The organism is Leisingera caerulea DSM 24564, assembly GCF_000473325.1.
GTDB lineage: Bacteria > Pseudomonadota > Alphaproteobacteria > Rhodobacterales > Rhodobacteraceae > Leisingera > Leisingera caerulea.
Genome location: NZ_KI421513.1, coordinates 2,908,949 through 2,931,091, shown reverse-complemented (window position 1 = coordinate 2,931,091; position 22,143 = coordinate 2,908,949). Strand labels below are relative to the sequence as shown.

The window sequence follows — 22,143 nt, the reverse complement described above, 5'->3', positions numbered from 1 at the left end:
GGTAAACCCATGCGAACCCCGATTCTGATCCTGATGAGCGCAATTGGCGTGATTGGTGCAAACTCGCTGCTGCTGTCGCCGGTGGTCACGGCTGTCAGCCAAACCCTGAATGCCACCACGGCAGAGGTGATGCGGGCGGCCAGCGCCTATGGGCTGGGAGTGGCCGCCGCAGCACTGCTGCTGGCACCGCTGGGGGACCGTATCGGCGCGGGGCGGCTGCTGCGCGCCGCGCTCTTGCTGCTGGGTGCCGGGCTGGGTGCCAGCGCCGCGGCGCCGGATGTCTGGACGCTGATGGCGGCGCAGGCGGTCTGCGGGCTGGCCGCCGGCGCCGCCCTGCCCTCGATCTACACTCTGGCGATGGTGATTGCCCCCAAGGGGCGCGAGTCGCGGGTGCTGGGGCTGGTGCTGTCGGGCTGGACGGTTTCGCTGGTGCTGGGCGTCAGCGTCAGCGCCTGGGCCACCGACCTGGCAGGCTGGCGCGCGGTCTATGGCACGCTGGCGGGTGTGGCGCTGCTGCTTTGGGCCGCTGCGGCCCGGCTGCGCGGCGCCGGCAGCCCCAGCGGCCAGGCCACCTCGCCGCTGACGGCCCTGCGGGTGCCGGGGATTGTCCGCGGGCTGCTGTCCACCGCGCTGATGATGCTTGGGTTTTACAGCAGTTATTTCTTCACCGGCGCGCATATCACCGAAGACCTGGGGCTGAGCATTACCCAAGCCGGGCTGCTGCCGCTGTTTTATGGCACCGGGTTCGGGCTGGCGGTGTTGCTTGATCCGCTGCTGGACCGGCTGGGCCTGGCGCGCGCAACGCCGCCGGTGTTCCTGGCTGTCACGGCCAGCTACCTGCTGATGATGGTTTGGGCGGACAGCTATGGGCTGCTGCTGGGGCTGGCGGTGCTGTGGGGAATTGGCCAGCATCTGGCGCTGAACCTTGTGGTGGCGCGAGTGACGCTGCTGGACCCAGGCCAGCGCGGCGCCATTATGGGGCTGTTCAGCACCGTGACGTACCTGTGTGTCTTTGCAGCGCCTTTCACCGGCGCGGCTGCCTATGCCGTCTGGGGGCTGGCGGGCTGCCTGGGCGTGTCGGCGCTGCTGTCGGCCTGCGCCGCGCTGGAGGCGCTTGGCCTCAAACCGGCAGCCCCTAGCGCTGGCGGCGCCCCTGCTTGACGGAAGGAATGCGAGAGCGGCCCGCCTGCTGCACCGGCGGGGCGCTGTGTCCCTGACTGCGGCTCTGCTGCTTGCTGCGCCTGGCAACGGCGTTGATGCCTGCGTTGACACCGGCACCCACTGCTCGGCTGACCAGCCGCCGCAGCACCATGTTGACGATCCAGTTGATATTCATGGCTATGCCCCATGCTTTGCCCTGCCTGGGACCGTACCTCCAGATTGAGACCATTTCGGGGCATAAAGCGTGCGCAGGGCAAGCATCCGGCAACTGCCGCTGCCGGGGCATCACTCCTCGAACAGTTCCGCCTGTTCTTCCGCCTCGTCGTCCTCGTCGCCGCTCTGGCCCAGCGGCAGGCTGCCCGGCGGCGGGCGGTTCTCCAGCAGGCCCGCGGCACGCAGCTCTTTCAGGCCCGGCAGGTCGCGGGCGCTTTCCAGGCCGAAGTGGTCGAGGAAATCCGGCGTCACCACAAATGTCACCGGGCGGCCCGGCGTCATCCGGCGGCGGCCCAGACGGATCCAGTTCATCTCCATCAGCTGGTCGATGGTGCCGCGCGACACCGAGACGCCGCGGATCTCCTCGATCTCGGTGCGGGTGACCGGCTGATGATAGGCAACGATGGCCAAGGTTTCGATCGCGGCTCGGCTGAGCTTGCGCAGCTCGGTGGTTTCCTTCTGCATCAGGAATCCCAGGTCCGGCGCGGTGCGGATTGCCCAGGCATCGCCCAGGCGCACCACCCGCACGCCGCGGCCCTCATATCGCTTGCGCAGATGCTCCACCGCCTCGCGCGGGTTGCAGCCATGCGGCATCCGCCCTTCCAGATCGCGCAGGGTGACAGGCTCGGCGCTGGCAAACAGCACCGCTTCCACCATCCGCTCCTGCTCCGCCATCGGCGGGGCATCGAAAAGCGTGTCATTGTCATCGGGGATGGGAGCGCCCTGGCTGTCCATAAGCTGGTCTTCCATCAGGTATCCTCGTTCAGGCTGCGCAGCTGGATCGGCGCAAATGTTTCGCTCTGGCGCAGTTCAAGCCTGCCTTCCTTGACCAGCTGCAGCGAGGCGGCAAAGGTCGCCGCGGTGGCCGACCGCCGCTTGACCGGGTCGCTGTGCCAGCCGTCCGGCAGGTAGCTGATCAAGTCGGTCCAATCGCCGGTAAAGCCCAAGAGGTGGCGCATCCGGTCCAGCGCCTCCTCCATGGTGAAGACCGAGTCGCGGTCCATCACAAAGGGGCGGAAATCCTCCTTGGTGCGGATGCGGGCATAGGCCTGCATCAGATCCAAGAGGTTGGCAGTATAGGTGACGGTCTTGATCCGGGCGACGGTTTCCACCTCGCCGCGGGCAAAGAAGTCGCGGCCCAGCCGGTCGCGGCCCATCAGCCGCGCGGCGGCATCGCGCATTGCCTGCAAACGCTCCAGCTGGAACGCCAGGTGGGCGGCCAGTTCCTCGCCCGAGGGGCCCTCCTCCTCCGGGTCGGGGGGCAGCAGCAGGCGGGATTTCAGGAAGGCAAGCCAGGCCGCCATCACCAGATAGTCGGCGGCCAGCTCTATCCGCAGCTCCTTGGCCTTTTCGACAAAGGCCAGGTACTGCCGCGCCAGCTCCAGCACGGAGATCTTGCGCAGGTCCACCTTCTGGGTGCGCGACAGCGTCAGCAGCAGGTCGAGCGGACCTTCGAAGCCGTCCACATCCACGATCAGGGCCTCGGCCGCCAGCCGTTCCTCTACCGATGTGTCCGCGTCTGAAAAGAGTGTCTGCTCAGCCATACACCTGCCCGCCCATGAGGGCGGCAAGTTCGTCTTCGGCGGCCTGAATGTCAAGATCCGCAGGGGGTTTGCGGGCCGCCAGCGCGCGGTCTGCGCGGGTTTGCGCTGCCTCTGACATGCTCGCTGCGGCCTCAGCCACCGCGATGCGGTCGGCCAGCGGGGCGTTGCACAACAGGACCACGTCGCAGCCTGCCGCCAGCGAGTCACGTGTGATATCCGTCAGCGAGCCCTTGAGCGCCTTCATCGAAATATCATCCGTCATCACCAGCCCGTCAAAGCCGATCTGCTCGCGGATCAGCTGCATCATCACCGGCGAGGTGGTGGCCGGGCGGCTGTCGTAGGCGTCATAGACCAGATGCGCGGTCATCCCCAGCGGCAGATCGTTCAGCGCGCGGAAGGCAGCGAAATCGGTTTGCTCCAGCAGGTCCGGGGTGCTGGCCACATGCGGCAGGTCCAGATGGCTGTCGGCAGTGGCGCGGCCGTGGCCGGGAATGTGCTTCAGCACCGGCAGCACGCCGCCGTCCAGATGCCCCTGCGCCACCGCGCGGCCGATCGCGGCCACGGCCGGTGCGCCCTCGCCGTAACAGCGGTTTTTCAGGAACTCATGAGTGTCCGCGCAGGCCACATCGGCAATCGGGGCGCAGTTGCTGTCGATCCCGAGGCCGTGCAGCTCATCCGCGATCAGGCGGTAGCGCAGGTACATGGCGCGTTCGGCGCCGGCGCCCGCCCGCTGCACATGCTCCAGCGGCGGCAGCCACTCCCGCCCCAGCGGGCTGCGCAGGCGCTGCACCCGGCCGCCCTCCTGGTCGATGGTGATCGGGCAGTCGCGCCCCACCGCCTCGCGGAAGTCGTTGCACAGGGCGCGGACCTGACCGGCATCTGCGATGTTGCGGGCAAACAGGATAAAGCCGAAGGGATCGGCATCGCGGAAGAACGCCTTTTCATCTGCGCTCAGGCGCAGGCCGTCGGCGTCGAGGATGGTGGCTCCAAAAGTCATGAGTATGCCCTATCGCCCCCTTAAGTGCGGGAGGGCAACGCCCGGCCCGGGGTGGGTGCAAAGCGCCCGCCCTGGGGGCGGGTCGGGCGCTGCCCGGCCTGCCGGCCGGGCGGTTCGTTACCGCGTGGTTACAGGAATGCAGTCGGCATTGCCAGCCACCAGCGCCGAGCAGAAGCGGCGGGCATCCGACAGACCGGCAAAGCCCATCGCCCGCAGCCGGTAGAAGGTGCGGCCGCCGCTTTCGGCGCGCTGGATCACCCGTTGTTTGCCTTCCAGGTAATCGGCAAAGCGGGCATGGATGCGGTCCCATTCGGCGCGCGCGACTTCCGGGCTCTCATAGGCGCCGAGCTGCGCCAGCCGTGTGCCGGCCGGGAGGGTGGCCGGGTCGACATCGACAGTTGCAGCCCGCGCTGCCGGTGCGGCTGCGACCGGAGCGGGGCTGAACCTTGCGGGCCGGGCCGATGGCCGCAGCGAGACTTTGACGCCGGGCGCATTCAGGACGGCAGGCGACGGCGCTGCTGCGGCCAAACCCGGCTTCAGCGGTTCCGGCTGCACGATGGCAGGCGCCTGCGCCGAGGCAGGCACCGCAGCCGACAGCGTTTCCGCTTCGCGGGCAAGCTCGGCAACCAATGCGTCGATATCGCCGTTCTGGAAAGAGGCCACCGCGTCATCGCTGACACCGGGGCCTTCGGACGCCCCCGGCTCTGCCGGAACGGCCGGAAGCTCTGCCGGTGCGGTTTCCGCGGCCAGCTGCGGCAGCGGTTTGTCGTCCTCTGTCAGCCGGATCGCGGGCGGTGCCAGGGTCAGCCGGTCAGCCGGTGCCTCAGCGCTGCCGCTGGCGGCCACCGCATTCACCGCCAGGCCCTGATGATCTGCCTGGGAGCCGCCCGGATTCGCGGGCTGTTCGCGCATCGGGCCTTCGGCTGCGCGCACCACCGGCACGCCGCTGACATCGCGCATCACCAGCTTGTAGCCCCAGAAGCCAACCCCTGCGACCAGCGCAACCGAGGCCGCGGCGCCCAGCAGGCTCAGCGTTTTGGAGAATCGCGCCCGCAGCCCGGCGGGCGCAGCGAAAGCAGCGTAATCCTGCGCATCATAGCCCTGGCCGTCAGGCTGGTACCCGTAGGCGGCATCCTCGTAACCGTAAGCCGGTTCCGCTCCCGGACCTGTGTATTGCTGACCTGTAAGATGCTGATCGGAGTACTGCTGCCCGTAAGAGCCGCCAGTTGCGGTGTCCTGCTGCTGAACACCGCCCTGTGTATAGGCGTGCCCTTGGCCCGCCTGCGCAAAATACGCCATTGTCCGCCTCACTGCCCGGTTTGGCAGCGCCGAAACAGCGCTGCGCCCCAAGTCTCTTGAACTGCCTCATTCCGGCGGATGTGCAATTTACACCGCAGGGGCACCCGCCCCGTTTTGGTTATCGCATCTCTTCTGCCGGTTTCACGCCAAGAATACCAAGACCTGCCGAAATGACAACGGAAACGGCCTTGGCCAGGGCCAAATTCGCATGTGTTGCCGATTGGCTGCTCTCGTTAACAAATCGTAAACCTTCTTGCGATTTTCCGAGGTGGTACAGCCCGTGCAGCTCCGACGCCAGGTCGTAAAGATAGAAGGCCACACGGTGCGGCTCATGGGTGCGGGCGGCGATTTCCACCTGGCGCGGCCACTCGGCCAGCTTCTTGGCCACCGCCAGCTGCGCCGGGTCGGCGATCAGGCTGAGGTCGGCAGCCTTCAGCGCGGCATCATCCGCGGTGATGTTTTGTTCCGCCGCCTTGCGCAGGGTGGAGCAGATCCGGGCGTTGGCGTATTGCACGTAAAACACCGGGTTGTCCTTGGACTGCTCCAGCGCCTTATCGAGGTCGAAGTCGAATCCCTGGTCGTTCTTGCGGGTCAGCAGCATGAAGCGGGTGACGTCGGGGCCGACGGCATCGACCACATCGCGCAGGGTGACAAAGGTCCCTGCCCGCTTGGACATCTTGAATTCCTGGCCGTCCTTGAACAGCTTCACCAGCTGGCACAGCTTGATGTCCAGCGGTACCTTGCCATCGGACAGCGCCGACACCGCCGCCTTCATCCGCTTGACGTAACCGCCGTGGTCGGCGCCGAAGATGTCGATCAGCTCGTCAAAGCCGCGCTCCACCTTGTCGTAGTGATAGGCGATGTCCGGCGCGAAATAGGTCCAGGAGCCATCGGATTTCTTCACCGCCCGGTCGACGTCGTCGCCGTGATCGGTGGATTTGAACAGGGTCTGCTCGCGCGGCTCCCAGTCGTCCGGCTTCTTGCCTTTCGGCGGCTCCAGCACGCCCTGATAGATCAGCCCCTTGGCCTCCAGCGCCTTCAGCGCCGCCTCGATCTTGCCGGTGCCATAGAGGGATTTCTCGGAATAAAACACGTCCATTTCGATGCCAAGCTGGGCCAGATCCTCGCGGATCAGCGCCATCATCGCATCGGTGGAAAACGCGCGCACCTCTGCCAGCCAGACCTCTTCCGGCTGATTCAGATAGGCGTCGCCCACCTTGTCCTTCAGCGCCTGGCCGACGGGAACCAGATAGTCGCCGGGATAGGTGCCGTCGGCAAAGGCGATCTCCTGGCCGTGCGCCTCCAGGTAGCGCAGGTAGACAGAGCGCGCCAGCACGTCGACCTGGCCGCCGCCGTCGTTGATGTAATATTCGCGGGTGACGTCATAGCCGGCATAGGCCAGCAATGCCGCCAGCGCATCGCCAAACACCGCACCGCGGGTATGGCCCACGTGCAGCGGGCCGGTCGGGTTGGCGGAGACATATTCGACGTTCACGCGCTTGCCCGCGCCAAAGTCAGAGCGGCCGTAATCCGTGCCTGCGTCCAGGACGGATTTCAGCACCCCCTGCCAGATGCCGGGTGCCAAGCGCAGGTTGAGGAAACCGGGGCCTGCAACTTCGGCGCTGGTGATCCGGTCATCCGCTGCCAGCTTGGCCGCCAGCATCTCGGCAATGTCGCGCGGTTTCATTTTCGCGGGCTTGGCCAGCACCATCGCCGCGTTGGTCGCCATGTCGCCGTGGGCGGCATCGCGCGGCGGCTCCACCGCGACATTGGCAAAATCAAGCCCCTCGGGCAGCGCGCCCTCGCCGGTCATGGCGGTCAGGCTTTCAATCACAAGCGTGCGGATATCGGTAAAGAGGTTCATATCTGGCGTCCCATATGTTCAGCACAGCGGATACCGGGGGCTGCAGGAAGGGTCAACAGCATTGCAGGGGCAGCCCGCGGCCTCAGGCGGAGCGCTCCGGAAAATTCAAATTTTCCGGCCATTTTTCCGCGCCGGAAATATGCGCCGCCGCTGCGGCGCGCGCCGTCTGGCCTGGCCGCCGGCGGATCAGGACAAAATGCCCTGAACGGCTGAGGCGGTGCCCCATTCCGTGATCGTGTAACGGCGCAGAGAGGCAACGTAATACGGGTCCTGCAGGATCAGCCGCTCGACATCCTGCCGGGTTTCGGCCTCCACATTCCAGATCGCGCCGGGAAAGTCCTGCATCGGCCGCATCGCCAGCGCGCCGCCGATCTGCAATTCAGGATGGGCGCGCACGTAGGCGATATGCGCCTCACGCCGCTTCCTGTCGCCGCGCACCCGGTCCATCTCGGGCTTGTCTGTAAATGTGACGGTCCAGCGTGCCATGGCTTTTCCCTTGCTGCTCCGTTTGCGGATACCGCCGATGCCCCGCGGCGTCATAGGGCCAGATCATAGCACGGCTTACGGCCAATTTGGCGGAGCTTCAGAAAACCCGGTGATGACCGGCAGGACACACCAGATAGGTCTGCGCCTGCCTGGGCTGGCGCGAATGCCCCCCCCTGAGCACGCAGGGCGGGCAATTTGCCCACCACCCCGTTCCGGTTTTCCTACCGCGCGCGGCGGGCGCAATCGCCCGCCCTACGCTGCCATACCTAAACCGGATGCCCCTGCGACTGCTTTGCACCGTCGCAGATTTCGTACCAACTGGGCTTCTCGCCCACAAACTCATGAAAGCTGTTTGCCACCTCCAGCACCCCATCCAGCGCGTTTGCGGCGATGGGGAAGCTCTCCTCCTCCGACAGGATCTCCCCCAGCGAGCTGCCGCAGATCCGGCAGAAACAGCGGCCGTTCTTATAGGGCGGCGCGGGCTGGTACAGCGCCACCTCCTCTTTGCCGGAAACCCAGCGCAAGTCGTCCTTTTTCACAAAGACAATAGTGCTGGCCCCGGCCTTGCGGCAGCGGGAGCAATGGCAGGTGCCCATCAGCGCGGGCTGCGCCAGCAGCTCAAATTTCACGGCACCGCAACAGCAGCTTCCCTCAATCATTCCAGCGTTCCTTCATATCACCCAATGATTAAGAACATTACAGGAACATTCACAGGCAAACAAGGCGCCCGCCCCCGTTGCGCCGCGGCCGCCAGCACCGTACGCCCCGCTAGCGCGGGTTTAACCGGAAGCTGCGAAGATCCCTCCCGCTGCAGCACATGGCGCGGGTCTGGCACCCCGCGCGAACAGGAGACCAGGGCCCCAAAGACCACCTCGGCAAAAGGTGCAGGGGCGTCTGACGGATGAAGCTTTTGACCGGACCCGGGGCGCGCTGGCGTTCCGGCCCTATCCTCCGCCCCTGTTGGCGGCGCCGCCATCCCTGCCCTGCCGATGAACGGCACTGGCGAAAGGAAAGAAACAGCAGCCGGAAGCCCTTATACCTCGACCTTCACCCCGATCAGCCGTTCATGCTGCTGCAGGGCGAAACGGTCGGTCATGCCGGCGATATAGTCCGACACGATCCGCGCCAGCGCGGTGCGGTCTTCGGCTGCGGCAATGTCGGCGTGCCAGCGCTCCGGCATCTCCAGCGGATTGTCCAGAAAGTAGGGGAAAAGCGCCTCCACCACCTTGGCGACCTTGGCGCGCTTCTCCATCACTGATGGCGCGCGGTACATGCGCGTGAACAGGAAGGCGCGGATGTCCTTCAGGTCGCGCCACAAGGGATCGGAGAATTTCACCACCGGCTGCCCCAGCGCACGGACTTCCTCGACGCTCTGGACGCCGGTTTCTGCCAGCAGGGCGCGGGCGGTGTCGATCACGTCGCTGACCATCACACCGAAGAACCGGCGCAGCGCCTCGTGGCGGCGGCGGTTCGGGTCGAGGCCGGGATAGAGCCGGTCCACCTCGCCATAGGCCTTGTCCAGCAGCGGCAGGCGGGCCAGGTCATCGTCGGTGAACAGACCGGCGCGCAGCGCATCATGCAGGTCGTGGTTGTTATAGGCGATGTCATCGGAAAGCGCCGCCACCTGCGCCTCGGCGCTGGCGTGAGTGTGCAGCTCCAGGTCGACCTCGGCGTTGCATTCGGCCAGCGCCCAGGGCAGCTCCCCCACCACCGGGCCGTTGTGTTTGGCAATCGCTTCAAGGGTTTCCCAGGTGAGGTTCAAGCCGTCGAACGCGGCATAGTGCCGCTCCAGACGGGTGACGATGCGGATCGCCTGGGCGTTGTGATCAAAGCCGCCGTAGGGTTCCATCAGCGCATGCAGCGCGTCCTCGCCGGTGTGGCCGAACGGCGTGTGGCCCAGGTCATGCGCCAGCGCCACCGCCTCGGTCAGCTCCTGATTCAGTCCCAGCGCGCCGGCAATGGTGCGGCCCACCTGCCCCACCTCGATCGAATGGGTCAGGCGGGTGCGGTAGTTGTCGCCCTCATGCTCCACAAATACCTGGGTCTTGTGCTTGAGCCTGCGGAAAGCGCTGGCATGGATAATCCGGTCGCGGTCGCGCTGATAGGGCGAGCGGAAGGAGCTTTCCTCCTCCGGAACCTGCCGCCCGCGGCTGCGGTCGGGCATCGTGGCAAAAGGCGCATGCATATCAAATCTTTTCCTTGGCAAATCTTGCTGCCTGGATTGCACCTTTCTATATAATGTCTTGCGCTGCAACATCAGCTTTGGAGAGAGACCGTATGAACCTGCCCCCGAAAGTCACCGACCGCGCCTTTGCCCGGCTGGCCGAAATCGGCGCCGCGGATCAGGGCCAGGCGCTGCGCGTCGCGGTCGAAGGCGGCGGCTGTTCCGGCTTCCAGTATGAGATCGCGCTGGATGAGGCGAAACCCGATGACCTGGTCCTTGAAGGACAGGGCGAAAAAGTGGTGGTCGATGCCGTGTCGCTGCCGTTCCTGGAGAACGCGGTGATTGATTTCACCGAGGAACTGATCGGCGCGCGGTTCACCATCGAGAACCCCAACGCCACCTCCAGCTGCGGCTGCGGCACCTCGTTCTCAATGTGATCCCGCCCTTGCGGGCACGTTTCCCAGCGCGGGAAACGACCCGGAAAACGCGTGTTTTCCGGGCCGCAATTATCGAATAAATCCAGCGCTCCTTTCGGGGCTCAGGCCGTTGGATTGGCGCGTCACGGATCGGTCTGCAGCCGTCCCGGATTGCGCAGCCGCGGCAGCGCCGGGGCGAACTGGTCCCAGACCAGATAAAGCCCCGAGGCAATGACGATAACACCGCCGGCATAGGTGGTCGCGGGCGGGAATTCGCCAAAGAACACCGCGCCGATCACCGCCATCCAGATGAACTGCAAATTCATCAAAGGGGTGACGGCGTAGGAGGCCAAGAGCCGCAGCGCCACCACCAGCAGCCAGCGTGCGCCGAACAACAGGAAGGCATAAGCCGCAGCCCAGCCCGCATCAACCAGCGGCATCGGGATCCAGACAAAGGGCAGCAGCAGCAGCATCACCAGGCAGATGGTCAGGTTGGGATAAAAGACCTGCGCCAGCGAATTGCTTTCATACCGCCCGATAAACCGCGCCAGTGTCATGGAAAATGTGCCGGAAACCGCAGCGGCCAAAGCCACGAGATGGCCCAGCGAGGCGGAGGCAACCCCGCCCGGAAACAGAAACAGCACGCCTGCAAAACCAGCGCCAAGCGCCGCCCAGGCGGCCGGGCGCACCGGCTCCTTCAGCACCAGCCCGGACATGGCGCCCGCCAGCAGCGGCATCAGCCCGATGAACACAAACACCTCGGCAAAGGGCAGCAGCCGGAAGGCATAGAAGAAGCACACCGCCGCAACCAGCGTCGCACCGGAGCGCAAGGCCATCGCCCGCGGGCACCGGGTGCGGAAGCCGCCGCGCACAGCAGGCAGCCGGTCCGCCAGCAGGCAAAACCCCGCAACCATGGCACCGGAGAGCGCATAGAGCTGGGCCGCTGCGTATTGGCCCGCAAGCAGTTTGGTGATCCCGTCGGCAGAGGCGATCAGCCCGGTATAGGCGATCACCAGCAGCGCCCCGGCCAGGGCCTGGTTGCGGGAGCAGCGCATCATGCCGCTCCCGCGCTGCCTGCACGGGCAAAGCCTTCGAAAAATCCGGCAAATCCGGCGCAGCTGCGCTCCGCCGCGGAAAGAATGCGATGCTGCTCCTCGCTCAGCGCCGCTTCGGCGCGGGCTTTCACGGCGCTCCAGCTGGCGCGGGCCGCTCCGGCATCAAACACGGCTTCAGACAGGCTCCTCAAAATGCTCCCTCCCTGCTGCGCCGACACATGCAAAGCCCCCGGGGGAACCGGCTGCCGGAAGGCCGAACGGCCAGACAGCAGCATGAGCCAGTTGACTACAAAGTACTCGTGATACGCATCATGAAGTCCAGAAAATTCATCTTTAGCGAGTATATAAGCGGAAACTTGCCCGTCGATCCAAGCCTCCCACGCTGCCGACGGCTGCTGCCCGGCGTAACGCATGGCGATGCAGATCTCCGCCAGCAGGTCGGCATTCTGGTCGAGAAACGCCACCAGGCCCGCAAATTCCAGGCTGGTCACGGCAGCCGCCGGCAGGGCTGGATCCCGGCGCCCGTACTCGGACAGGTAAAACACGATATGGGTCAGCTCATAGGCGGCCTTTTTGTTCGGAATAGCAAAGGTTTGAGGACGGGAGATAAAGCCGCGGAGCCGGTCGTCCAGCCCCTCGTCCCGCAGAGCGATGCCGCGCCGCGCCAGCAGGCGGCGGGCCTCTGCCCGCTGCAGGTCCGACAGCTCTGCCTGGGCCAGCCCTTGGGCGGAAACCCATTGGGCAATCTGCGCCCCGGTCTGCCCCGGCAGACCCAAGTCCTCCAGGTCCAGGCAGATTGACAGTATAAAGCGGTAGTACTGGCGGAAAAAACTGATATGGCGCGCTGCGCCGTCGTAAAACGGCAGCAGGGGCTGCAGGGCGTCCGCGGCAACATCCGCCCCTGTGCATTCCAGAATGTTGAGAAGCTCCGCGTTTTCCTTGAGCCAGAAAACGTCCTCCTGACTGCGCCGGTGCGAGGCGAAACCGGCGATCAGCGCCTTCTGGGCATCGGCCCGGGACTGGCGGGCGGCGGGCGGGAAAAACGGGATGATTTCGGCCATGGAAACCTCTTGCGGATGGATACCGGATCGAAGCGGCGCGGCAGCGGCCCCGCAGGCGGAGCCGCCCCTGGTCGGGGGCCGGGAGGGAGACCGGCCCCGTTCCGCTCAGCTGCCCGAGGAAAACAGCCGGGTGGCATCGCCAGCGCTGGTGCGCGCACCCGCTGCCAGTGCGGACCCAGAGGAGAACAGATGGGTGCCCTCGCCCGTGCCGGCCTCTGCCGTTGCCGCGGGCGCTGAGCCGGAAGAGAACATTTCCGTCAGATCCCCGGATGCAGTTTCACCCGCCGCAGGGGCGGACCCGGAAGAGAACATCTCAGTCAGGCCGCCTTCGGCAACTTCTGATTGAGCCTGCGGGGTTGACCCGGAGGAAAACAACTGCACCAGATCACCTGCGGCAGCATCGCCTTGCGCCGCCGGCGCCGAACCGGAGGAGAACATTTCCACCAGGTCGCCCGCTGCGGTTCCGCCGTGAGCCATGGGTGCCGAGCCGGACGAAAACAAACCGGTTTCCCCGCCAGCCCAGTTTTTGGCCGTTTGCGGCAGCGAGCCTGAAGAAAACAGTGCCGCGCCCTCTCCGGCCGTCAGATCCGCAGTGCATTCCGGCGCTGAGCCGGAAGAAAACATCTCTGTGGCATCACCCGCAAACAGGCTCGTGCTTACGGCCGGGCGGGTCGCATGGATGGGCTGGATTTTGAGCTGAGCAGTCATGTTGGAACCCCATTCGTTTTTGACAAAAGGCTCCTTGACGCTGGCACGGCCCGGATACAGCGCAAACATAAAATGCAATTTCACATTGCATTTTCTTTGATTTTTAACTTTAACTTCGCCGCGTTATTTTTTGTGAATTTTAATTTAATTCAATTAATCCACAGAATATTCACCGCGTTATTCACACGTCTATTTTTGCAAAATAAATATAATCAACCTGAGGGTTATTTTTCACAAACGCAAAACCGGATGATTCGGCGGCGCCTTGGTGATTCGCGGCACCGGTGCCGGGCTTGCCCCCCAGCGCTGATTCAGCGATAGATCGGCTTCACATACCGCAACCTGCGCCGGAGACAAGCCATGAAAATCGCCACCTTCAACATCAATGGCATCAAGGCCCGGGCCCAGGCGCTGCCGGAGTGGCTGGATGAGGCGCAGCCGGATGTGGTGCTGCTGCAGGAAATCAAATCCGTGGATGAGGCGTTTCCGCGCGAAATCTTCGAGGAGCGCGGCTATAACGTAGAGACCCACGGCCAGAAAAGCTTTAACGGGGTGGCGATCCTGTCAAAACTGCCGCTGGAGGATGTGCGCCGCGGCCTGCCCGGCGATGACAGCGACGAACAGGCGCGCTGGATCGAGGCCACGGTGGTGGGCAAGCAGGCGATCCGGATCTGCGGCCTGTACCTGCCCAACGGCAACCCGGTGGAGCTGGACGCGGACGGCAGCCCGGTGGCAGGCGGCAAATACGCCTATAAGCTCGCCTGGATGGAGCGGCTGAAGGCACGGGCCGAAGCGCTGCTGGCCGATGAGATGCCCGCGCTGATGGCCGGCGATTACAACATCATCCCGCAAGCCGAAGATGCCAAGCGGCCGGAGGCCTGGGCCGAGGATGCGCTGTTCCGCCCGGAAAGCCGCGCCGCCTTCCAGCGGATCGTCAACCTGGGCTTTACAGAGGCCTTCCGCGCCCGGCACCAGGGCCCGGGCCACTATTCCTTCTGGGACTACCAGGCCGGGGCCTGGAACCGCGGCGACGGCATCCGCATCGACCACTTCCTGCTGACGCCGCAGGCCGCCGACCTCTTGCTGGATTGCCAGATCGACAAGGACGTGCGCGGCCGGGAAAAACCCTCCGACCACGTGCCGGTGTGGGTCGACCTGGACATCTAGGCGCCGCCCGCGCCGCGCCCCGGCGCGGCGCCCGGCCCAACGGGAGCGGCTCATTTCACAAATGAGACTGCGGCCGGCGGGAGACCCCCGCCTGCCCCGCCTCAGGCGGTGACGTCGTGGCGGTAGATCCAGTCGAACTGGCTGACCATCCTGTCCGGCGCAAAGCGGCCGCCCAGTTTCAGCACCTGATGCGCAGGCCAGCTGAGCGGCGCCCGCAGGTGGTATTTCCAGGCATTGCTGCTGGCCGCCTGCACCACTTTCTCCGCCCGGTCGCGGCGGCGCGACTGATAAAGCGCAAGCCCGGCCTTCACCCCCGCCGACTCCTGCAGGGACCGGGCCAGCACCCAGGCATCCTCCAGCGCCAGATTGGCGCCCTGGGCCATAAATGGCAGCGTCGGATGCGCGGCGTCGCCCAGGATCGCGGTGTTTTCCCCATGCCAGCTGGCCGCTACCGGATGGCGGAACAGCCCCCACAGCAGCACCTCCTCCACCGCTTCCAGCAGCGCTGCGGCGCTGCCGCCGAAACCGGCAAAGGCGGCGCGCAGATTGGCGGGATCGTCCTTGAAGTTCCAGCCTTCCTCGGCCCAGGCGCGGCGCTCCTGCACCGCGACCAGGTTCATCAGGCTGCCATCGCGCAGGGGATAGGCCACCAGATGCCGCCCAGGCCCCATGAAAACCTGCGCCTCCGGCGGCAGGTTCAGGTGGTTCGGCACGGTGGCGCGCCAGGCCACCTGGCCGGTGAACGTGGGATTGCGCTCGCCGTTCAGCGCCACGCGGGCCTTGGAGTGCAGCCCGTCGGCGCCCACCACCAGATCGCCGCCGCATTGGGCGCCATTGCCAAGATGCACAACGGGCTGCGGCCCGGGCTCCACCCGCTCCGCCTTTTGCAGCAGCCGCACCTGCACGCCTTCGCGCCGCGCGGCACCGGCCAGAATGCCGATCAGGTCGGAGCGGTGCACGAAGTAATAGCGCAAACCGGCGGCGTATTCATCGAGATCCAGCCGCAGCACCTCAGTGCCTCGGCGGTGACCGCGCAGCACCACGGCGCGCGCCCGCTGAGAGCACCAGGCCAGGTCATCCGCCAGCCCCAGAGCCTGCAGCACCGCAACCCCGTTGGGGGTGATCTGCAGACCGGCGCCCACCTCGGAGATTGCTTCGGCCTGTTCCAGAACGGTCACGCTGGCGCCCTGGCGGCGCAGCGCCAGCGCTGCGGTCAGACCGCCGATTCCGGCGCCGATAACGGTTATTTTCAGGCCTTTGAGTTCCATGGGCTCCTGCAGATTCTCCGCCTGTTCCCAATGAAACAAAAAACGCCGGAGCAAAAGACCCCGGCGTCATCAAATTGTCGGTTTGTCCGCTGCAGCCAGCGGTCAGTCGTCGCGGTGGACCTTTTCGCGGCGCTCGTGGCGCTCTTGCGCTTCCAGGCTCATGGTGGCGATTGGACGCGCATCCAGGCGCTTCAGCGAGATCGGATCGCCGGTCACCTCGCAATAACCGTATTCGCCCTCGTCAATGCGGCGCAGCGCAGAGTCGATCTTGGCGACCAGCTTGCGCTGGCGGTCGCGGGTGCGCAATTCCAGCGCGCGGTCGGTCTCTTCACTGGCACGGTCGGCGACATCGGGAATATTGCGGGTGTTGTCCTGCAGCCCTTCGATTGTATCGCGGCTGTCGGACAGTAGTTCCTGCTTCCAATTCAATAGCTTGCGTCGGAAATACTCAAGCTGCCGTTCGTTCATGAACGGCTCATCTTCGGCCGGTCGGTAGTCGTCCGGCAGAAACACTTCTTGCTTCATTTCGGCTCCTTCGGTCTGGCCCATAATGCTGGTCATAATTTGCACCTGAACATTTTGGCTCCCCCTCTGCCGCAGCGTTTATCCCTATCGGGAAGGAATGTCACTACACAATAGTGGCGCGGTTTGGTTAAAACCTTGATAAGAACTGGGCGCTGCGGCACCGATCATGACTGGAACAGGAAAGATATGCAATTTCAGGGCACTAAAGAATATGTCGCAACGGATGATTTGAAAGTTGCGGTCAATGCGGCAGTGACACTGGAGCGGCCGCTGCTGGTCAAGGGCGAGCCGGGCACCGGCAAGACCGAGCTGGCCAAGCAGGTTGCAGAGGCGCTGGGGCTTCGGATGATCGAGTGGAATGTGAAGTCCACCACCCGCGCGCAGCAGGGCCTCTATGAATATGACGCCGTCAGCCGCTTGCGCGACAGCCAGCTGGGCGACGAACGGGTGCATGACGTCAGGAACTACATCAAAAAGGGCAAGCTGTGGGAGGCCTTTGAGGCGGACGAGAAAGTCGTTTTGCTGATCGACGAGATCGACAAGGCCGACATCGAATTCCCCAATGACCTGCTGCAGGAGCTCGACAAGATGGAGTTCCACGTCTACGAGACCGGCGAGACGGTCAAGGCAAGGCACCGTCCGATCATGATCATCACCTCCAACAACGAAAAAGAACTGCCGGACGCCTTTTTGCGCCGCTGCTTCTTCCACTACATCCGCTTCCCGGATGCGGAGACGATGAAGAAGATCGTCGAGGTGCATCACCCCGGCATCAAGGACGCCCTGCTGACCGCTGCGCTGACCCAGTTCTATGAGATCCGCGATACCCAGGGGCTGAAGAAAAAACCGTCAACCTCGGAGGTGATCGACTGGCTGAAACTGCTGCTGGCCGAGGATCTGAGCCCGGAGGACATCGCCCGCGACGGCGCCAGCGCGCTGCCCAAGCTGCATGGGGCGCTGCTGAAAAACGAGCAGGACGTGCATCTGTTCGAACGCCTCGCGTTCATGGCCCGCGGGCGGCGCTGACGCCCGCTTGCACCACCCGGCAGGCGCCGTTGTCCGGCGCCCTCCCGTTTTCCTTCAAATTGCTGCCGCATTCCCCTATCAGAGTGGTAAGAGCCGGGCTGCCATGTCCGGGCTGATAGGAGACGCCTGATTGCCTGCTGACGCTGCCCCGGTTTCACACCTGCCCGCTTGCCGTCAGGCCCTGCGCCTGCTGCGGGGCGCTGCCGCCGCAGCGGCGCTGCTGGCGCTGGCCGCCTGTTCCGTCCCCTCAGCCCGGGTGGAGGCGCCGACCCGGGCGGCAGCAGCCCCGGCCGCGCTGCCGCCGGTCAAGGTGTTCCCCGCCCGCCGGCCGCAGCCGCCGCAGCGCTCCAACGCAGATATTGCGCGCGATTTCCTGGACCTGCATTTCCGGCTGGAAGGCGGCAGCACCCTGCCCCAGTTCACCCGGTTCGAAGGCCCAGTCACCCTGCGGGTGACGGGCAGCCCCGCCCCGGGGTTCAGCCGCGACCTCAACGCGCTTTTGGCACGGCTGCGGGACGAGGCCGGGATCCCGATCCGCCGGGTGTCCGGCGACAGTGCCGGCATCACCATCCAGTCGGTCTCCCGCGCGGAGATCCGGCGGGCATTGCCCAAGGCGGCCTGTTTCGTGGTGCCGAATGTGTCCTCGCTGAGTGAGTACCGGCGCAACCGGCGCAGCGCGCGCACCAACTGGTCGCTGTTGCGCAGCCGCGAGCGGCTGGCGGTGTTCATCCCCAATGACACCAGCCCGCAGGAGGTGCGCGACTGCCTGCATGAGGAGCTGGCCCAGGCGCTCGGCCCGCTGAACGATCTCTACCGGCTGCCGGATTCGATCTTCAACGATGACAATATCCATGCGGTGCTGACAGGCTTTGACATGCTGATCCTGCGCGCCACCTACGCGCCAGAGCTGCGCACCGGCATGAGCCGGGCCGAAGTGGCAGAGCAGCTGCCCGCGGTGCTGGCGCGGCTCAATCCGGGCGGCACCCGCACCGCCGCCGTCTGGCTGCCGGAAACGCCGCGGGCCTGGATCGCCGCCTATGAGCAGGCGCTTGGGCCAAGCGCCTCGCCGCGGGACCGGCTGCGGGCCGCCAACCGGGCTGCGGAGATTGCCCGCGACCTGGGCTGGCAGGACCACCGCCGCGCCCTGAGCCATTATACACTGGGCCGGATGCTGCACGTCCGCGAGCCGGAGCTGGCGCTGCAGCACTTCCGCACCGCAATGAGCTACCTGCGGGGCCTGCCCGGCACCCGGATGCATCAGGCCAAGCTGACGGTGCAGCTGGCCGCCTATGAGATTGCCACCGGCAACGGGGCGGCGGCGCTGGCGCGGCTGGGACCGGCGGCGGACACCGCGGCAGCGCATGAGAACGCGGCGCTGCTGTCGACGCTGCTGATGCTGCAGGCGGAGGCGCTGGAGCTGGAGGGCCGCAGCGTCGAAGCCCGCCGGGTCAGGCTGGACAGCCTGGGATGGGCAAGGTACGGCTTTGGTCCGGATTGGGTGGTCGAGGCGCGGCTGGAGGAAATCGCCGCGCTGCGCCCCTCTGCCCCCTGATCCGGCAGTGACTGAACAGAAACGGATAGAGACATGATCGTAATCGCCGGCTTGGTGCTGGGCGCTCTGATTGGCGCGATGAAGGCCCGCAAACGTGGCGGCAACACCCTGGACATGCTGCAATACGGGGCTGTCTATGCCATCGTTTTTGGTATTCTCGGCCTGCTGGCAACCATTCTGACACACCGGGTGCTGGCGTAACCCTGCCGGAGGCTCTGCGATGTTCCAGCCCTTCTTTGAAAACCTGCGCAAGGCGTCCATTCCGGTCAGCCTGCGCGAGTACCTGACGTTCCTTGAGGGAATGAAGGCGGGGCTGGCGACCTATGACATCGAGGCCTTCTACTTCCTCGCCCGCGCCGCAATGGTGAAGGATGAGCGCAACATCGACAAGTTCGACCGCGCCTTTGCTGCCACCTTTGAAGGGCTGGAGGCGATCCCCGCCGAGGCCGTGATGGAGGCGGTGGACATTCCCGAGGAGTGGCTGCGCAAGATGGCGGAAAAGCATCTGAGCGCAGAGGAGAAGGCTGAGATCGAGGCGCTTGGCGGTTTCGACAAGCTGATGGAGACGCTGAAGGAGCGCCTCAAGGAACAGCAGGGCCGCCACCAGGGCGGCAACAAGTGGATCGGCACCGCCGGCACCTCGCCCTTTGGCGCCTATGGCTACAACCCCGAGGGCGTGCGGATCGGGCAGGACAAGAGCCGCCACCAGCGCGCGGTCAAGGTCTGGGACAAGCGCGAGTTCAAGAACCTCGATGGCGATGTCGAACTCGGCACCCGCAACATCAAGGTGGCGCTGAAACGCCTCCGCCGCTGGGTCCGCGAGGGCGCGCAGGAGGAGCTGGATCTGGACGGCACCATCCGCTCCACTGCCGAGCACGGCTATCTGGATGTGAAGACCCGCCCCGAACGGCACAATGCGGTGAAGGTCTTGCTGTTCCTGGACGTCGGCGGCTCGATGGATCCGCATATCCAGGTGGTGGAGGAGCTGTTCTCTGCCGCGCGGGCAGAGTTCAAGCATCTGGAATACTACTACTTCCACAATTGCCTGTATGAGGGCGTCTGGCGCGACAACCGGCGGCGCTGGGACGAGAAGATCCCGACCCATGAGGTGCTGCGCACCTACGGGCCGGATTACAAATGCATCTTTGTGGGGGATGCCTCGATGTCGCCCTATGAAATCGCCTATCCCGGCGGGGCCAATGAGCATTGGAACGAGGAAGCGGGCCAGATCTGGCTGCAGCGTGCGCGCGACGCCTGGGCGTCGAACCTGTGGATCAACCCGGTGCCGGAGAAGTATTGGGACTACACCCATTCAATCAGCATGATCCGGGAGATCTTTGAGGACCGCATGGTGCCGATGACGCTGGACGGTCTGGAACGCGGCATGCGGGAGCTGAGCCGCTAGGCCTTCCCCATTTTTGAGAAACCTGTGCAGCCGCGCCAAGCGGCCCTCCCGCGCCCGCAGGTGCGCTGGCTTGCGCCAGTCCCCTTGGCGGCCTTGGGCATGGCATCCTGCTTGCCGGGGCAAGCAGGATGCGCGCCGGACCCTAAGGTCCGGCGCCGGGCCCAACCGGGAGGACGGCATTTCCAATGCAGGCCGCACGGGCGGGAGCACCGCCTCGCTTCGCGGATCGGGACGTCAGCCGCCTAGCAAGCCCCAGCTGCCCAGAACCGCGATTGGGACGAACAGCCAGCCCTGCGGCAGCAGGCCGTAGCCCACCCGGCGCAGCGGCGGCACCAGGATGCCCGCCGCGGCCGTGACCGCTGCCATCAGCGTTCCGGCCAGGGCCATATCCGCCGAACCGCGGGCGCCGAGAAACAAAAACAGGGCCATCAGGCCCAGGAACCCGGTCACCAAATGCCAGCAAAGCAATGTGGTCTCGCGCACCGCATCAGGCAGGCTGCGGTCCTGCGCGAGCGGCACGGCGCATTCGCGGCCGCCGATCACGGCATGCACCCCCATCCACAAAGCTGCCAGCGCTGACGCTGCAAGAAAAGTCCATTGCATAAAATTTCTCCGGATCAATGCTTAAGCGGCCTTGGGGTCATCCGGGCCGGGCGTATTGCGCATCTTGACCACGCGTTGCCTTGCCGCGCCACGGGCAATTCCGCCGCAGCCCCTGCAAATCCCCCTCTGCAGCCCTGCAGACGGTTGATTGCGGCAGCCGCCGCACCTAGGTCCTGTTGCTGAATGAGCAGCAACCACTCCATCACCGGCCCCATTCTGATCCTTGACGATCTGCGCGATGGCCAGATGCAGCTTGCGGCGCTGTTCATTGCGCCCAAGGGGCAAACCGTGCCGCCTGTCTCGCTCGACGGCATGGACCGTCAGGCCGAGCCGCTGGCGGAATACGCAAGCGTTTCGGTTCTGCGCGCGCGCTTTTCCCTGCCTGCGGACCGGCCCTCCAGCTATCAGTGGAACGGGCAGCGCTTTGAGGTCGCGGGCGGGTTCGGCGGGGATATGCGGATTGCCTATGCCTCCTGCAACGGCGAGGAGCATGGCGACCTGGACCGCGACGGGAAAGAGCGCAACGCCATGTTGGCGCGGATGGGTGCGGAGCACCGCAAGCGCCCCTTCTCGCTGCTGCTGCATGGCGGCGATCAGGTCTATGCCGATGAGGTGACGGACGGCCACCGGCTGAGCGAGGGCTGGCCGGACAAATTGCCGCGCGATCCCTCGCGGGAGGATCTGGACAGCCTGCGCGCGCATCTGCGGGAGGGCTTTCTGCGCCGCTACCTGGCGGTCTACAGCGCGCCGGAGCTGGCCTGGCTCGCGGCCCGCGTGCCCTCGCTGATGCAATGGGACGACCACGATATATGCGACGGCTGGGGATCGCTGCGCCGCTCCAGCACCTATTCGCCGGTGGGCCAGACACTGTTTGCGGCAGCCCGGCAAGCAGCGCTGCTGTTTCAGCACGGCTGCTGCCACGGGGACCTGCCCGCGCGGTTTGCCGATCCTGATGGCACCCACCTGGGCTGGCGCATTGAGGCACCGGGGTTGCGGCTGCTGGCGCCCGATCTGCGCTCGGAGCGCAGCCGCCGCCGGGTGATGGCGCGCGGCGGCTGGCGGATGATGAAGGCCGAGGTCAAGCGGGGCGCACCGGGGCAGACCTTCCTGCTGTCCAGCGTGCCCCTGCTGGGGCCACGGCTGTCGCTGCTGGAGCTGCTGATGGTGCTGACGCCGCGGATGCAAAAATATGAGGACGACCTGCGCGACCAGTGGCAAAGCCGGGCCCACCGGGCCTCCTGGCGGCGGATGCTGCGGATGATGCGGGATACCGCCGCCAAGGACGGCCAGCAGGTCACCGCCGTGTCCGGCGAGATCCACCTGGCGGCGCGCGCCGAGATGCCCCTGGGCGGCGGCAAGACGCTGCACCAGCTGGTCGCCTCCGGCATTTCCCACCGGGCGCCGCCCAAGGCCTGGGCGCGGGTGCTGGGAATGCTGTCCTGGCTGGGGGACGCCCCCCTGCCCGGCCACCCGGTCCGCATCCGCAAGATCCCCGGTCAGGCCGGGCGCTATGCGGCGGAACGGAACTATCTGATCCTGGAAAGGCGGGACACGCAGTGGGCCGCAATCTGGGATCTGGAAACCTCGGGCCAGTCCGAACCGCTGCGGCTGTAGCCGCCGCCAGTCCCG

Annotated in this window: 23 protein-coding genes; 8 read left to right on the top strand and 15 right to left on the bottom strand. The window is 65.6% G+C overall.

Annotated features, from left to right (window positions below; genetic code table 11):
* Nucleotides 1-9 precede the first annotated feature (9 nt).
* The gene (locus CAER_RS0121505) at nucleotides 10-1,161 is read left to right on the top strand and encodes an MFS transporter (protein WP_027237307.1); all 1,152 of its coding nucleotides are present in this window, start codon (nucleotides 10-12) and stop codon (nucleotides 1,159-1,161) included.
* Here the strand turns inward: CAER_RS0121505 and CAER_RS0121500 are convergent.
* The 9 genes from CAER_RS0121500 to CAER_RS0121460 all read right to left on the bottom strand — a co-directional run bounded on the left by CAER_RS0121500 (nucleotide 1,136) and on the right by CAER_RS0121460 (nucleotide 9,749).
* The gene (locus tag CAER_RS0121500; RefSeq protein WP_027237306.1) at nucleotides 1,136-1,336 is read right to left on the bottom strand and encodes a hypothetical protein; all 201 of its coding nucleotides are present in this window, start codon (nucleotides 1,334-1,336) and stop codon (nucleotides 1,136-1,138) included. The genes CAER_RS0121505 and CAER_RS0121500 overlap by 26 nt on opposite strands.
* A 110-nt stretch (nucleotides 1,337-1,446) precedes the next feature.
* Nucleotides 1,447-2,124, bottom strand: coding sequence for an SMC-Scp complex subunit ScpB (scpB, locus tag CAER_RS0121495; protein ID WP_027237305.1), 678 nt, complete (start codon nucleotides 2,122-2,124; stop codon nucleotides 1,447-1,449).
* Nucleotides 2,124-2,918: a segregation and condensation protein A gene (locus tag CAER_RS0121490; RefSeq protein WP_027237304.1), complete on the bottom strand. Its 795-nt coding sequence runs from the start codon at nucleotides 2,916-2,918 to the stop codon at nucleotides 2,124-2,126. The genes scpB and CAER_RS0121490 overlap by 1 nt, the downstream gene beginning before the upstream one ends.
* Nucleotides 2,911-3,915, bottom strand: coding sequence for a beta-N-acetylhexosaminidase (gene nagZ / locus CAER_RS0121485; RefSeq protein ID WP_027237303.1), 1,005 nt, complete (start codon nucleotides 3,913-3,915; stop codon nucleotides 2,911-2,913). Before nagZ ends, CAER_RS0121490 begins: the two co-directional genes overlap by 8 nt.
* Before the next feature lie 117 nt (nucleotides 3,916-4,032).
* Nucleotides 4,033-5,214, bottom strand: coding sequence for an SPOR domain-containing protein (locus tag CAER_RS0121480; protein ID WP_027237302.1), 1,182 nt, complete (start codon nucleotides 5,212-5,214; stop codon nucleotides 4,033-4,035).
* 118 nt (nucleotides 5,215-5,332) lie between these two features.
* Complete coding sequence (gene argS, locus CAER_RS0121475; protein WP_027237301.1) at nucleotides 5,333-7,078, bottom strand: arginine--tRNA ligase; 1,746 nt, start codon at nucleotides 7,076-7,078, stop codon at nucleotides 5,333-5,335.
* A 186-nt stretch (nucleotides 7,079-7,264) separates the two neighbouring features.
* Entirely contained in the window at nucleotides 7,265-7,564 is a 300-nt protein-coding gene (locus CAER_RS0121470; RefSeq protein ID WP_027237300.1) for a YciI family protein, read from the bottom strand.
* Between the two features lie 266 nt (nucleotides 7,565-7,830).
* Complete coding sequence (locus CAER_RS0121465) at nucleotides 7,831-8,223, bottom strand: GFA family protein (protein WP_027237299.1); 393 nt, start codon at nucleotides 8,221-8,223, stop codon at nucleotides 7,831-7,833.
* 374 nt (nucleotides 8,224-8,597) lie between these two features.
* The gene (locus CAER_RS0121460) at nucleotides 8,598-9,749 is read right to left on the bottom strand and encodes a deoxyguanosinetriphosphate triphosphohydrolase (RefSeq protein WP_027237298.1); all 1,152 of its coding nucleotides are present in this window, start codon (nucleotides 9,747-9,749) and stop codon (nucleotides 8,598-8,600) included.
* A gap of 92 nt (nucleotides 9,750-9,841) precedes the next feature.
* Here CAER_RS0121460 and CAER_RS0121455 point away from each other — a divergent pair, with 92 nt between their 5' ends.
* Nucleotides 9,842-10,165: a HesB/IscA family protein gene (locus CAER_RS0121455; RefSeq protein ID WP_008558117.1), complete on the top strand. Its 324-nt coding sequence runs from the start codon at nucleotides 9,842-9,844 to the stop codon at nucleotides 10,163-10,165.
* A gap of 122 nt (nucleotides 10,166-10,287) precedes the next feature.
* Here the strand turns inward: CAER_RS0121455 and CAER_RS28325 are convergent, their stop codons facing one another.
* The 3 genes from CAER_RS28325 to CAER_RS0121440 all read right to left on the bottom strand — a co-directional run bounded on the left by CAER_RS28325 (nucleotide 10,288) and on the right by CAER_RS0121440 (nucleotide 12,968).
* Entirely contained in the window at nucleotides 10,288-11,199 is a 912-nt protein-coding gene (locus CAER_RS28325; RefSeq protein ID WP_036797509.1) for a DMT family transporter, read from the bottom strand.
* Nucleotides 11,199-12,260 (bottom strand): DUF6902 family protein, encoded by a 1,062-nt coding sequence (locus tag CAER_RS0121445; protein ID WP_027237297.1) that lies wholly within the window; start codon nucleotides 12,258-12,260, stop codon nucleotides 11,199-11,201. The genes CAER_RS28325 and CAER_RS0121445 overlap by 1 nt, the downstream gene beginning before the upstream one ends.
* 105 nt (nucleotides 12,261-12,365) lie before the next feature.
* Nucleotides 12,366-12,968 carry a DUF6749 family protein gene (locus CAER_RS0121440; protein ID WP_027237296.1) on the bottom strand — a complete coding sequence of 201 codons (603 nt, stop codon included), beginning with the start codon at nucleotides 12,966-12,968 and terminating at the stop codon, nucleotides 12,366-12,368.
* Between the two features lie 360 nt (nucleotides 12,969-13,328).
* Between CAER_RS0121440 and xth the strand changes: the two genes are divergently transcribed.
* Nucleotides 13,329-14,135: an exodeoxyribonuclease III gene (gene xth / locus CAER_RS0121435; RefSeq protein WP_027237295.1), complete on the top strand. Its 807-nt coding sequence runs from the start codon at nucleotides 13,329-13,331 to the stop codon at nucleotides 14,133-14,135.
* Between the two features lie 101 nt (nucleotides 14,136-14,236).
* Here the strand turns inward: xth and CAER_RS0121430 are convergent, their stop codons facing one another.
* Together CAER_RS0121430 and dksA are read right to left on the bottom strand one after the other, a co-directional pair.
* A complete protein-coding gene (locus CAER_RS0121430; protein ID WP_027237294.1) occupies nucleotides 14,237-15,403 on the bottom strand; it encodes an FAD-dependent monooxygenase in 1,167 nt (388 codons plus the stop codon).
* Nucleotides 15,404-15,505: 102 nt separating this feature from the next.
* Nucleotides 15,506-15,928, bottom strand: coding sequence for an RNA polymerase-binding protein DksA (gene dksA, locus CAER_RS0121425; protein WP_036797862.1), 423 nt, complete (start codon nucleotides 15,926-15,928; stop codon nucleotides 15,506-15,508).
* A 186-nt stretch (nucleotides 15,929-16,114) separates the two neighbouring features.
* Here dksA and CAER_RS0121420 point away from each other — a divergent pair, with 186 nt between their 5' ends.
* From CAER_RS0121420 to CAER_RS0121405, 4 genes are all read left to right on the top strand, one after another.
* On the top strand, nucleotides 16,115-16,954 hold the full coding sequence (locus tag CAER_RS0121420) for an AAA family ATPase (RefSeq protein WP_027237292.1): 840 nt from the start codon (nucleotides 16,115-16,117) through the stop codon (nucleotides 16,952-16,954).
* 130 nt (nucleotides 16,955-17,084) lie between these two features.
* The gene (locus CAER_RS0121415) at nucleotides 17,085-18,506 is read left to right on the top strand and encodes a DUF2927 domain-containing protein (protein WP_245597392.1); all 1,422 of its coding nucleotides are present in this window, start codon (nucleotides 17,085-17,087) and stop codon (nucleotides 18,504-18,506) included.
* Between the two features lie 33 nt (nucleotides 18,507-18,539).
* Nucleotides 18,540-18,707, top strand: a complete 168-nt coding sequence (locus CAER_RS30220) for a hypothetical protein (protein ID WP_027237290.1) — start codon at nucleotides 18,540-18,542, stop codon at nucleotides 18,705-18,707.
* A gap of 19 nt (nucleotides 18,708-18,726) precedes the next feature.
* Nucleotides 18,727-19,911, top strand: a complete 1,185-nt coding sequence (locus CAER_RS0121405; protein WP_027237289.1) for a vWA domain-containing protein — start codon at nucleotides 18,727-18,729, stop codon at nucleotides 19,909-19,911.
* 234 nt (nucleotides 19,912-20,145) lie between these two features.
* Here the strand turns inward: CAER_RS0121405 and CAER_RS0121400 are convergent, their stop codons facing one another.
* Complete coding sequence (locus CAER_RS0121400) at nucleotides 20,146-20,514, bottom strand: hypothetical protein (RefSeq protein WP_027237288.1); 369 nt, start codon at nucleotides 20,512-20,514, stop codon at nucleotides 20,146-20,148.
* 183 nt (nucleotides 20,515-20,697) lie between these two features.
* On the opposite strand from CAER_RS0121400, the gene CAER_RS0121395 reads away from it, so the two are divergent.
* Nucleotides 20,698-22,128 carry an alkaline phosphatase D family protein gene (locus CAER_RS0121395; protein ID WP_027237287.1) on the top strand — a complete coding sequence of 477 codons (1,431 nt, stop codon included), beginning with the start codon at nucleotides 20,698-20,700 and terminating at the stop codon, nucleotides 22,126-22,128.
* Nucleotides 22,129-22,143: the final 15 nt, after the last annotated feature.

What these genes read in the sequence shown, in the direction of transcription:
- CAER_RS0121505 (WP_027237307.1), top strand. Translation starts at nt 10, where the DNA reads ATGCGAACCCCGATTCTGATCCTGATGAGCGCAATTGGCGTGATTGGT.
- CAER_RS0121500 (WP_027237306.1), bottom strand. Translation starts at nt 1,336, where the DNA reads ATGAATATCAACTGGATCGTCAACATGGTGCTGCGGCGGCTGGTCAGC.
- scpB (WP_027237305.1), bottom strand. Translation starts at nt 2,124, where the DNA reads ATGGAAGACCAGCTTATGGACAGCCAGGGCGCTCCCATCCCCGATGAC.
- CAER_RS0121490 (WP_027237304.1), bottom strand. Translation starts at nt 2,918, where the DNA reads ATGGCTGAGCAGACACTCTTTTCAGACGCGGACACATCGGTAGAGGAA.
- nagZ (WP_027237303.1), bottom strand. Translation starts at nt 3,915, where the DNA reads ATGACTTTTGGAGCCACCATCCTCGACGCCGACGGCCTGCGCCTGAGC.
- CAER_RS0121480 (WP_027237302.1), bottom strand. Translation starts at nt 5,214, where the DNA reads ATGGCGTATTTTGCGCAGGCGGGCCAAGGGCACGCCTATACACAGGGC.
- argS (WP_027237301.1), bottom strand. Translation starts at nt 7,078, where the DNA reads ATGAACCTCTTTACCGATATCCGCACGCTTGTGATTGAAAGCCTGACC.
- CAER_RS0121470 (WP_027237300.1), bottom strand. Translation starts at nt 7,564, where the DNA reads ATGGCACGCTGGACCGTCACATTTACAGACAAGCCCGAGATGGACCGG.
- CAER_RS0121465 (WP_027237299.1), bottom strand. Translation starts at nt 8,223, where the DNA reads ATGATTGAGGGAAGCTGCTGTTGCGGTGCCGTGAAATTTGAGCTGCTG.
- CAER_RS0121460 (WP_027237298.1), bottom strand. Translation starts at nt 9,749, where the DNA reads ATGCATGCGCCTTTTGCCACGATGCCCGACCGCAGCCGCGGGCGGCAG.
- CAER_RS0121455 (WP_008558117.1), top strand. Translation starts at nt 9,842, where the DNA reads ATGAACCTGCCCCCGAAAGTCACCGACCGCGCCTTTGCCCGGCTGGCC.
- CAER_RS28325 (WP_036797509.1), bottom strand. Translation starts at nt 11,199, where the DNA reads ATGCGCTGCTCCCGCAACCAGGCCCTGGCCGGGGCGCTGCTGGTGATC.
- CAER_RS0121445 (WP_027237297.1), bottom strand. Translation starts at nt 12,260, where the DNA reads ATGGCCGAAATCATCCCGTTTTTCCCGCCCGCCGCCCGCCAGTCCCGG.
- CAER_RS0121440 (WP_027237296.1), bottom strand. Translation starts at nt 12,968, where the DNA reads ATGACTGCTCAGCTCAAAATCCAGCCCATCCATGCGACCCGCCCGGCC.
- xth (WP_027237295.1), top strand. Translation starts at nt 13,329, where the DNA reads ATGAAAATCGCCACCTTCAACATCAATGGCATCAAGGCCCGGGCCCAG.
- CAER_RS0121430 (WP_027237294.1), bottom strand. Translation starts at nt 15,403, where the DNA reads ATGGAACTCAAAGGCCTGAAAATAACCGTTATCGGCGCCGGAATCGGC.
- dksA (WP_036797862.1), bottom strand. Translation starts at nt 15,928, where the DNA reads ATGAAGCAAGAAGTGTTTCTGCCGGACGACTACCGACCGGCCGAAGAT.
- CAER_RS0121420 (WP_027237292.1), top strand. Translation starts at nt 16,115, where the DNA reads ATGCAATTTCAGGGCACTAAAGAATATGTCGCAACGGATGATTTGAAA.
- CAER_RS30220 (WP_027237290.1), top strand. Translation starts at nt 18,540, where the DNA reads ATGATCGTAATCGCCGGCTTGGTGCTGGGCGCTCTGATTGGCGCGATG.
- CAER_RS0121405 (WP_027237289.1), top strand. Translation starts at nt 18,727, where the DNA reads ATGTTCCAGCCCTTCTTTGAAAACCTGCGCAAGGCGTCCATTCCGGTC.
- CAER_RS0121400 (WP_027237288.1), bottom strand. Translation starts at nt 20,514, where the DNA reads ATGCAATGGACTTTTCTTGCAGCGTCAGCGCTGGCAGCTTTGTGGATG.
- CAER_RS0121395 (WP_027237287.1), top strand. Translation starts at nt 20,698, where the DNA reads ATGAGCAGCAACCACTCCATCACCGGCCCCATTCTGATCCTTGACGAT.